This window comes from Ruegeria sp. CDSA241, from assembly GCF_059611265.1.
On the sequence record NZ_JBXWPF010000006.1, the window covers coordinates 73568 to 83602 of the forward strand.

At 56.3% G+C, this 10035-nt stretch carries 11 protein-coding genes; 3 read left to right on the plus strand and 8 right to left on the minus strand.

All coding sequences use genetic code 11. The annotated features are described in order from the left end of the window. Genes AC2FJV_RS07245 through AC2FJV_RS07255 form a run of 3 tightly spaced genes read left to right on the plus strand, consistent with a single transcriptional unit; the run spans position 1 to position 3777 of the window. Positions 1-993: an ABC transporter ATP-binding protein gene (locus tag AC2FJV_RS07245; RefSeq protein ID WP_496713227.1), complete on the plus strand. Its 993-nt coding sequence runs from the start codon at positions 1-3 to the stop codon at positions 991-993. Beyond that, the gene (locus AC2FJV_RS07250) at positions 990-1985 is read left to right on the plus strand and encodes an ABC transporter ATP-binding protein (RefSeq protein ID WP_496694012.1); all 996 of its coding nucleotides are present in this window, start codon (positions 990-992) and stop codon (positions 1983-1985) included. Before AC2FJV_RS07245 ends, AC2FJV_RS07250 begins: the two co-directional genes overlap by 4 nt. Then, positions 1978-3777 carry an aminopeptidase P family protein gene (locus tag AC2FJV_RS07255; protein WP_185956703.1) on the plus strand — a complete coding sequence of 600 codons (1800 nt, stop codon included), beginning with the start codon at positions 1978-1980 and terminating at the stop codon, positions 3775-3777. Before AC2FJV_RS07250 ends, AC2FJV_RS07255 begins: the two co-directional genes overlap by 8 nt. Positions 3778-3792: 15 nt before the next feature. Here the strand turns inward: AC2FJV_RS07255 and AC2FJV_RS07260 are convergent, their stop codons facing one another. The 8 genes from AC2FJV_RS07260 to AC2FJV_RS07295 form a co-directional block, all read right to left on the minus strand. Then, positions 3793-4263 (minus strand): hypothetical protein, encoded by a 471-nt coding sequence (locus AC2FJV_RS07260; protein WP_496713229.1) that lies wholly within the window; start codon positions 4261-4263, stop codon positions 3793-3795. A 351-nt stretch (positions 4264-4614) separates the two neighbouring features. After that, positions 4615-5010, minus strand: coding sequence for a RidA family protein (locus AC2FJV_RS07265; protein WP_142637805.1), 396 nt, complete (start codon positions 5008-5010; stop codon positions 4615-4617). Then, positions 5007-5414 (minus strand): acyl-CoA thioesterase, encoded by a 408-nt coding sequence (locus tag AC2FJV_RS07270; RefSeq protein ID WP_496713231.1) that lies wholly within the window; start codon positions 5412-5414, stop codon positions 5007-5009. Before AC2FJV_RS07270 ends, AC2FJV_RS07265 begins: the two co-directional genes overlap by 4 nt. Continuing rightward, a complete protein-coding gene (locus tag AC2FJV_RS07275; protein ID WP_496690008.1) occupies positions 5414-6100 on the minus strand; it encodes an ABC transporter ATP-binding protein in 687 nt (228 codons plus the stop codon). The genes AC2FJV_RS07270 and AC2FJV_RS07275 overlap by 1 nt, the downstream gene beginning before the upstream one ends. After that, complete coding sequence (locus AC2FJV_RS07280) at positions 6097-6846, minus strand: ABC transporter ATP-binding protein (protein ID WP_282027717.1); 750 nt, start codon at positions 6844-6846, stop codon at positions 6097-6099. Before AC2FJV_RS07280 ends, AC2FJV_RS07275 begins: the two co-directional genes overlap by 4 nt. Continuing rightward, on the minus strand, positions 6839-7819 hold the full coding sequence (locus AC2FJV_RS07285) for a branched-chain amino acid ABC transporter permease (protein ID WP_496713301.1): 981 nt from the start codon (positions 7817-7819) through the stop codon (positions 6839-6841). The genes AC2FJV_RS07280 and AC2FJV_RS07285 overlap by 8 nt, the downstream gene beginning before the upstream one ends. A 2-nt stretch (positions 7820-7821) precedes the next feature. Next, positions 7822-8742 (minus strand): branched-chain amino acid ABC transporter permease, encoded by a 921-nt coding sequence (locus AC2FJV_RS07290; protein WP_281995512.1) that lies wholly within the window; start codon positions 8740-8742, stop codon positions 7822-7824. A 51-nt stretch (positions 8743-8793) separates the two neighbouring features. Beyond that, on the minus strand, positions 8794-9924 hold the full coding sequence (locus AC2FJV_RS07295) for an ABC transporter substrate-binding protein (protein WP_496713233.1): 1131 nt from the start codon (positions 9922-9924) through the stop codon (positions 8794-8796). Positions 9925-10035: the final 111 nt, after the last annotated feature.

Consider the following 10035-nt stretch of genomic DNA (forward strand, 5'->3'; position numbering starts at 1 on the left):
ATGCAGGACCAAACGAAACTTCTAGAAGTAACCGGGCTATGCACAACCTTTCACAAGAACGGTCGCGCGCTGCCTGCGCTGCGCGATGTCAGTTTCGGCGTGAACCGGGGTGAAGTTTTGGGGCTGGTCGGCGAAAGCGGGTCGGGCAAGAGCGTCACGTTGCGCTCGATCATGGGGCTGGCGCGCCGCTATGGCGACGTGACCGGCCAGGTGCGCTGGAATGGAAGTGATCTGATATCCATGTCAGACAGGGCTCTTCGTCGGTTTCAGGGTCGCGAAATCGCGATGATTTTTCAGGAACCGATGACCTCGCTGAATCCACTGCTGACAGTCGGACTGCAACTGGAAGAGACCCTGCGCGCCCATACCGACCTGCCCCGCGCCGCGCGCTTGGATCGGGCAATCGAAATGCTGGACCTTGTCGGCATCCCCTCGGCAGCGCAACGCTTGAAGGATTATCCTCACCAATTTTCCGGCGGAATGCGCCAGCGGGTCATGATCGCAATAGCGCTTGCCGCAGAACCCAAACTGTTGCTGGCGGATGAACCCACCACAGCACTGGACGTGACCATACAGGCGCAGATCCTCGATCTGATCCTGCGACTGGCGCAGGATATGGATATGGGGGTTGTGCTGGTCACCCATGATCTTGGCGTGGTTGCCCAGACTTGCGACAACGTGGCCGTTATGTATGCGGGGCGGATCGTCGAACAAGGGCCGGTCCGCGATGTGCTGCGGGCACCGCATCACCCCTACACTGTGGGTCTGATGCGGTCTGTGCCCGAAAACATCGCTCCTCGCACGCCGCTATATTCTATTCCCGGAGTGCCGCCAGCACTGGATGCCCTGCCTGCTGGATGCGCGTTTGCACTGCGCTGTGCCGCCTGCATAGACGCCTGCACGCAAGAGCGCCCAGCGATGACCCTGATCACCGATCATAGACAGGTCGCCTGTTTCAACCCGATAACCAAAACCCAAGGGAACGCCGCATGACCGCCCTGATGCAAATCCGTGACCTGCATCTGCGGTTCCCAATGGGCCGTAGCATCGGCGATGTCATTTCGCGGCGTCCTGGTCGCGAAGTACGGGCGCTGAATGGTGTCAGCCTAGATCTGACCCGGGGCGAAACTCTGGGCGTCGTCGGAGAGTCCGGGTGTGGAAAGTCCACACTAGCCCGGTGTATCGTGCGCCTTCATAAGCCCAGCGACGGTTCAATCCACTTTGAAGGTCAGGACATATTCGACGGCGAAATCAAAGCTGACCGCACCTATAACCGCCGGGTTCAGATGATGTTCCAGGACCCCTATTCATCGCTCAATCCCCGGATGACGACAGGGCAAATTCTGGCCGAAGCCCTGAGCGTTCACAACATGCGCCCAGAAGCAGAAATTCCCGACCGTGTGGCCGAGTTGCTTGATCTGGTCCGCCTTCCGAAGGACGCGCAAGACAAGCTGCCGCACGAATTCTCCGGAGGTCAGCGTCAGCGGATCGCCATTGCGCGCGCATTGGCGGTCGAACCCGAAGTTCTGATTGCGGACGAACTGGTCTCGGCACTAGATGTTTCGGTTCAGGCGCAGGTGGTAAACCTGTTGCTGGACCTGCAGCGGGAACTTGATCTGACAATCCTGTTTGTGGCCCATGACCTGCGGCTTGTCCGTCATGTTTCAAACCGGGTCGCGGTAATCTACCTTGGGCGGATCGTTGAAATCGGCGACAGCGAAACCTTGTTTTCCGCCCCCTCCCACCCTTACAGCCAAGCTCTGCTTTCAGCCGCCCCTTCGCTGGACCCCGACAACCGCGGTGCCGTCAAGCGGCTTGAGGGAGAGCTGCCTTCACCACTGAACATGCCCTCAGGGTGTCCGTTCCATGTCCGGTGCCCTCACGCCAGCAACATATGCGAAACCAAAGTGCCTGCCCTGATGCCTTTTGAAAATCGTGGCGAGGTCGCCTGTCACCATGTTGAAGAGATAAATGCCGATGCTTGATGCCCCCGGAACCGACCGATCCGCGATTGTTTCGGCCTTGCGCGCAGAGCTTAAAGCACAAGGTCTGGATGCCTTTATCGTGCCCCGCTACGACGCACATCAGGGCGAATATGTTGCCCCTCATGATGAACGCCTCGCCTTTGTAACTGGCTTCAGCGGCTCGGCAGGCATGGCCATCGTCACACCCGAAACTGTCGCTTTATTTGTCGATGGCCGCTATGTGGTGCAGGCTGCAAACCAGTGTGCCGAGGCTGTTTTCTCGCACCATCATCTGTTTAACGAGCCGCCCGAATACTGGCTGGCCGCCGTTGCACAGAAAGGATGGAAAATCGGCTTTGACTCGATGCACCTACCGCCGGTCTGGTTTGACCGATTTGAGCACGGGCTGGAAGGCAGCGGTGCCGCGATGGTAGCGACGGCTTCAAATCCGGTCGATGCAGTCTGGACCGACCAACCCGCTGCCCCCCAAGGACAGATCGAGCCATTTCCACTTCAGTTTTCGGGCCGGGCGGCGGGTGATAAGATCTCGGATCTGGCCACTGAGCTAACACGCCGAGAGGCCGGCTTGCTGGTGGAAACTCAGCCCGACAACATCGCCTGGCTGCTTAATGTGCGTGGCTCAGACGTGGCTTTCAACCCTGTTCCCAACTCTTTCCTTCTGTTGCAAAGCTCGGGCCAGGTTCACTGGTTCGTGTCTGACCAAAAACTGGATGCCGATGTCACTGACCACATGCCGGAAAATGTTTCGGTTCAGGCGCCGGATGGTTTTCTGTCTACACTCAGTGATCTCACAGCGCCCGGCCAGGCTGTGATTTTCGACCCCGATTTTTCGCCGACGGCGGTCAAACAAGTGCTGGAGCGTACCGGAGCAAAGGGCGTGCCGGTCAACGGATTGTTAAGCAAAACCAAAGCCCGCAAGAATACAACGGAACTGGAAGGGTTGCGCGCTTGCCATATCCGGGACGGGATCGCCTGGACCGAATTCTGCGCCTGGCTGGCGGCTCAGGTACAGAAACAGGCTGAACCGGTGACCGAGCGTGAAGCAGAACAGCGGGTATTGGCCTTCCGCCGCGCTCAGGATGGGTTCATCCACGAAAGCTTCAACACAATCTCGGCCGCCGATGGCAATGCCGCGATGTGCCATTACGCTACCGAGGCCGACAATACCGTTCCGATCCAACCGCGGGGCACATACCTGCTGGATTCCGGGGGGCAGTACGACACCGGCACAACGGATGCCACGCGCAGCTTTTCGTTCGGGCCTCAGCGGCCTGATGGATATGACCGGGCCTATACCGCAGTGTTCAAGGCCTTTCACGCTCTGGCCACGCTGCGCTTTCCTGCAGGCACACAGGGCCATCACATTGATGCAATCTGTCGCCGCCCGCTGTGGGATCTGGGATTGGATTATGACCACGGTACGGGTCATGGAATTGGCCACCGCTTGTCTGTCCATGAACATCCGCAGCGCATTGGCAAACCTTACAACCCGGTCGACCTGATGCCTGGCATGGTTATGTCGATCGAGCCGGGATATTACGAGGCCGGCAGGTTCGGCATTCGCATCGAAAACCTGTTCGAAATTGTCGAGGCAGATGACGGATTTCTGGAGTTCTCGAACATGACCTGGATCCCGATCCAGACGGATATGTTGATGCCAGATATGCTGAATCAGTTAGAAATTGACTGGATCAATGACTATCATGCCAAGGTTCTCAGACAGGTCGGGCCGCATCTTTCGCCTCTGGCCCTTAGATGGGCCCAGACGGCCTGTGCAACGCTGACCAAATAAACCAGAGTTTTGCCATCAGACCACCGTTCGAGGCGTCTTTCCTGCAAATACCGGCTGGACCCGGGCACCCTGATATTCGCAGGCGTTATCCAACCAGGCCAGAAACAGACGCGTGTTTCCAACAATGTGAGGGACAAAGCCGAAATCCGGTCGATTACCGGCCAGCTTTTGAACCAAAGAACCCGTTTGCAACACGAAGATCGCGCCCCCTACCACAACGGCGGCGCTGATTGTGGGCGAGGCTGCGATCTCATGGCTTTGGGTTCCGGCCACCCAAAGAGCAAATGCCAGACGCGTCATCGCCACCGTATCCGTGACGCGGCGCAAGCCAGGAAGGAAATAGGTGGATAGAGCCGTCGCGCATACAATGACAGCCATATAGATCAGGCCGATAACAACCGGGACGGGTAATCCGAAACGCGTTGCCTCTATATGTGAGTAAAGAGTGAAACCTGAGGCAAAAGCCAGAGCCGCAATCAGCGACAACCGCCGTCTTTCGAGACTTAGATGCCTTGTGACTCTTTTCACTGCGTCGACCCTCATGTTTTGTTGAGGATCTGTTTGAGATATGAATTTGTGATTGATCTGACGAAATAGCGGCGGAAGTTTGTTTTTGTCTCCCCTCACCATTCAATCGGTCGCCCAAATGACTTGGTTACGCCCTGCACGTTGGCCTTTTCACTCTGGTACGAGCGCAAAATCCAGCCCGGTTTAGGCCGCTGCAACCCGCTTCGGCGGCCCTGTGATTTCAGAAAAGAGGTTTGGCAGAATTCTCACCTCCTATGGTGAAAATCGCTCAAATTCATTCCGCTGGGCCCGTTTCAATGTCGCTTGCCTTCAGGATAAATGTGCTGTCGCTTCAATTTCCAACAAGGCCTCGTCTTCGACCAAACCCGCCACGATGATCATTGACATCGCAGGAAAATGCCTGCCGAAAACCTCACGATAGGCGGCCCCAACTTCGGCTTGCAGAGACAGATATTCGCGTTTGTCTGTTACGAACCAGGTCAGGCGGGTCACATCGCGGGCCGAGCCACCAGCGGCCTCGACAATATCAACGATATTCTGCAGCGCCTGTTTCATCTGTCCGATGAACCCGCCGCTGACAAATTTCTTGTTCGCGTCCCATCCTATTTGCCCGCCGATATGTAACGTTCCATCTTTGGTCAAAACGCCATTGGCATATCCTTTGGCAGGCAACCAGCCATCGGGGTGAATTGTCTTGTGGCTCATAGCGCGTCGTCCCTGAATGCCTCGAGTTTTTTACGGATGTCTGCGGGCCAGGCCGTTGGACCGCCCTTTGAATCTACATGAACAAGCGTTGCTACGCATGTCAGTCGCTCCTCTTGCGCACAACTGGCCACGACCGAGTATTCGGCTGAACTGCGTCCGATCTTTGTGATCTTCATCCGGAATATCAAATGGTCACCGTGACGGCTGGGCGCTGAAAATCGGGTTTGTATCTGTGCGGTAGGCACTGCGCCAACAGGATGAATCTCTTCAAACGGTTTGCATAGCACCTGATCGAAATAGGTCTCAACGCAATCATTGATCATCTCGAAATAGCGCGGGAAAAAGACAATCCCCGCCGGGTCGCAATGTTTGAACAGAACCTTTTGGTGGAATTCAAAAGTCATCAGACCCCCACATATTTTTCTGTGATGTCATGACTGAGATCCACCATCGCGCCAGACCAGACTGTTTTACCGCGCTCAAGAATGACCGCGCGATCAGACACCAGCGCCAACTCTTTCAGAGACTTGTCGATCAACAGGATCGAAACATTGGTTTCCTGTTTCAGGCGATGCAAGACCGACCAGATTTCCTGTCGCACGATCGGAGCCAGCCCTTCGGTTGCTTCATCGAGGATCAAGAGCTGCGGATTTGTCATCAGGGCGCGCCCAATAGCCAGCATCTGCTGTTCGCCGCCAGATAGTGAGGCTGCCCTTTGGCCCTGACGTTCCTCTAGCCGTGGGAACAGTTCAGCCACCTTCTGCAATGTCCACTCGCCGGGTCTGGCAGCGGCGATCAGATTCTCGCGCACCGTCAGGTCGGCAAAGCACCGGCGCCCCTCGGGTACCAGCCCGACACCAAGACGCGCGACCTTATAGCTGGGCAAAGCGTGCAGATTCTGATTGTTCAGCGACAGGGTGCCCTCGGACCGGATCATCCGGCAAATGGCTTTGACAGTCGTGGTCTTGCCCATCCCATTGCGCCCCATAAGGGCTGTAACCTCGCCCTGCGCCAGAGAAAGATCGACACCAAATAAAGCCTGACTGACGCCATATGTCGCGGTCAGGTTTTCTACCCGCAACAAAGTCATGCCTCATCCCCCAGATAGGCATCGCGCACCTCACGGCTTGCGCGGATTTCATCTGCCGTCCCGGTTGCAATCACCTTGCCATAGACCAATACGCTGATCCGATCAGCCAGCGCAAAAACGGCGTCCATATCATGTTCAACAAGCAAGATGGGCGCCTCTTCCCGCAGACCGTCAAGAAACCCGGTCAACCGTTTGGACCCTCCAGCGCCAAGCCCGGCCATCGGTTCATCCATAACAAAGACCCGAGGTGACAAAGTCAAAGCCACGGCGACTTCAAGCTGGCGGCGTTGACCATGGCTGAGATTTGCGCAACGCGTTTCGCGTTCATCGCCCAGGCCCACCCTTTCCAGCGCAGCCTCGGCCCTTTCGAGCAGCTCTGGCCGTTTCAAGGCAGGTTTCCAGAACCGCCATACGAGGTTTTCCGCCCCCATGGCGCTCAACACGACATTTTCCAGAACCGTATCTTCCATGCACAGTTCCGATATCTGGAACGTCCGCCCCATCCCTGCCCTTGCCCGCTTTTGCGTGCCAAGGTCCGACACATCCTGTCCGCACAGCAAAACACGCCCCGAATCCGGTTGCAAACCTCCGCAAATCTGCTGGATCAACGTGGATTTTCCCGCTCCATTCGGACCAATGATGGCGTGGATCTCTCCTGGCCTGAGATCAATCGAGACGTTATCCGTAGCCTTTAACGCACCAAAGCTTTTGTTCAGACTCTCGGTGGCAAGGACGGGATCAGACATGTGCCCCCTCTTTCCCGGTTAGCAGCCCAATCAGGCCACCGCGACCAAACAGAACGATGCACAGCAGAATAATACCCAAATATACATGCCAGAAATCGGTTAGTTCACCCAGAAAATGCTCGAGCGCGACAAACACGCAAGCCCCAATTACCGGACCCATCAGGCGTCCGACACCTCCGATGATTATCAGCACAATCAATTCGCCCGAAAGCTGCCAACTGAACATAGACGGCGAAACGAACCGGTTGAGATCGGCAAACAGCGCCCCGGCCAGACCAGTGACAGCGCCGGACAGAACAAAGGCCAGAAGTTTCAGACGCATGGGGTTCAATCCCACGGTCTCGACCCGCGCCGTAGATTGCCGCGTCGCATTAAGAGCCAGCCCGAATGGCGCGGCTTGCATGCGCGCAAACAGGAACAGGACGAGACATAGCAGCGCGAAACAGATGCCGTAAAACTGGATCGGATCCAATGTGTTGAGGCCGGGAAAACCGTTGCGAACATAGATGGATAATCCGTCTTCGCCCCCGTATTGCGCCCAAGAAATCGCGAAGTAGTAAAACATCTGTCCGAAGGCCAGCGTAATCATGATGAAATAAACGCCTGACGTTCTTAGGGACAGAAGGCCGACGAAAAAGGCAGCAATGCCCGAAGTAAGCATCGCAACTATCCAGATCACGGGCATGGATTTACTGCCTTCGATAGAAATCAAGCCCAGATCCAGTGCAGTGTAGGTCTGCGCGTGATAGGTCAGAATGCCCATCGCATAGCCGCCGATCCCGAAGAAAACAGCATGGCCAAAGCTGACCAACCCCCCAATTCCCAGGATGACATTCAGACCAACCGCTGCAAGCGCCAAGATCACCGCCCGCGTCACAAGCGTGATTGTGAAGGGCTGGTCCGCGGCCAGCGCCCAAAGGGGCAGCGCCAGCAGGCCGGCGATCATCAGGCCATTGATGTATCTTTCATTCATTCTCATGCGCGGGCTCCGAACAGACCTGTTGGGCGCCAGATCAGGACCAGTCCCATCAGGACATAGATTCCCATTGATGCCAGAGCCGAGCCGCTTTTCTGAGCGGCTCCCGGTTCCATGAACAGTTTGAACAGCTCGGGCAGGAAAACCCCGCCCAGCGTGTCGGTTAGCCCAACCAACAGCGCCCCGATGAACGCCCCCCGAACCGAGCCTATGCCACCGATTACGATAACCACGAAGGCCAGGATCAGAACAGGTTCACCCATGCCCACCTGTACCGACTGAATTGCCCCAACCAAAGCACCGGCAAGCCCCGCCAGCCCCGCCCCTAGTGCAAAGACCAACGTGTAAAGTTTCGAGATGTCGACGCCCAGTGCGGCAATCATTTCCCGGTCGTTCTTACCGGCCCGTATCTGCACACCCAAACGCGTGCGTTCGATCAGGGCCCACAAACCTACAGCAACAGCAAGACCAATCCCGATCAGGGTTAGGCGATAGAGGGGATATTCAATCCCGCCCTGCAGCGTGATCGGACCCGAAAGTGCAGCTGGAATATCCAGGAACAATGGGAAAGACCCAAAGACCCACCTTGTCCCTTCGGAAAAGATCAGGATCAGTGCAAAGGTGGCCAGAACCTGATCCAAATGTGGTGCCTGATAAAGCCGCCGGATAACGAGCATTTCTACGATCACCCCTGCCAGTGCGGCCGCAGCCAGAGCAGCAATCAAAGCAAGCAGAAATGACCCGGTCGCCCCTGCAACTGCTGCAGCGGCAAATGCACCCACCATGTACAAAGAGCCATGGGCCAGGTTGATCAGGCCCATCACCCCGAAGATCAGCGTCAGGCCAGCAGCCATCAAAAACAACATGACGCCGAACTGCAGCCCGTTCAGGATCTGCTCGATAATCAGGATCGAGGACATGGAAACTCCGGTGATCTGCCCGCCCACTTTTAGGGGCAGGCAGAAATTCAGTTACATTTTGCACTCGGCCGCGTAGGCATCAGAGTGGTTTTCAAGAGCTACGCCAAGGATCTTATTGGTAAATACATCACCTTCTTTGATCACTTCGCGCGCATAGATGGTCTGAACCGGATGATGGTTCGGGCCAAAGCTGAAATCCCCTCGTGTGCTGTTGAAATCCGCCGCCCTCAGCGCTTCGCGGAAGGCATCCACATCTGACGGGTCAGCCTTGTTAAGCGCGGCAAGCAACAGGTTGGCGGTATCGAATCCCTGACTGGCGTAAAGCGAGGGAAGACGTCCGTATTTTGCCTGAAAGCTTTCAACAAAGGCAGCGTTGGTCGGGTTGTCGATATCCTTGTTCCACTGCGAAGTGTTCACCACGCCCAGCGCCGCATCGCCTACCGCCTGCAGAATGCCCTGATCAAAGCTGAAGGCTGGGCCAACAACTGGAAGATCGATCCCGCTGTCGGCATATTGCTTCAGAAACGAAATCCCCATCCCGCCGGGCAGGAAGAAAAATACGCTATCCGCATCGCTTGCGCGGATTTGCGCGATTTCAGCTGCATAATCAGTCTGGCCAAGCTCGGTATAGATCTCACCGGCCAGATCACCTTCGAAAAAGCGTTTATAGCCAGTCAGCGCGTCGACGCCCGCCGGGTAATTCGGAGCAAGTATGAAGCTGCTCTTGTAACCCGCACCATTGGCGTATGCGCCCGCGGCCTCGTGCAGGTTGTCGTTCTGCCAGGCGACGTTGAAATAGTTCTGGTGACAGCCCTTCCCCGCCAGAGGTGACGGGCCCGCATTGGGTGACAGATAGAAAACGTCCTGGTTCACGGCGGCTGGCACAACCGCCATCGCCAGGTTTGACCAGATGATACCGGTCATCACATCTACACGTTCGGATTGGATCATCTTGTCTGACAGCTGTACCGCGATATCCGGTTTGCGCTGGTCGTCTTCGATCACCACCTCGATATCATCCCGCCCCGATTGAGTAATCGCAAGCATGAACCCATCCCGTACGTCGATGCCCAAACCGGCCCCGCCGCCTGAAAGCGTTGTGATCATCCCCACCTTAACTTCCGCTGTAACACCCGTCGCGCACAGCGCGGTGATCGCTGCAGCCGCCAATAGTCTCTTCATCGTCTTCTCCCTTCGTTGGCCCTATGAACGCGATTTATGTCATTATTCTCAACGTTCGGTCTATGCCTTTGGCAATTCGGTCTTTTTCTTACATTCTTTCTGTCCGCTATA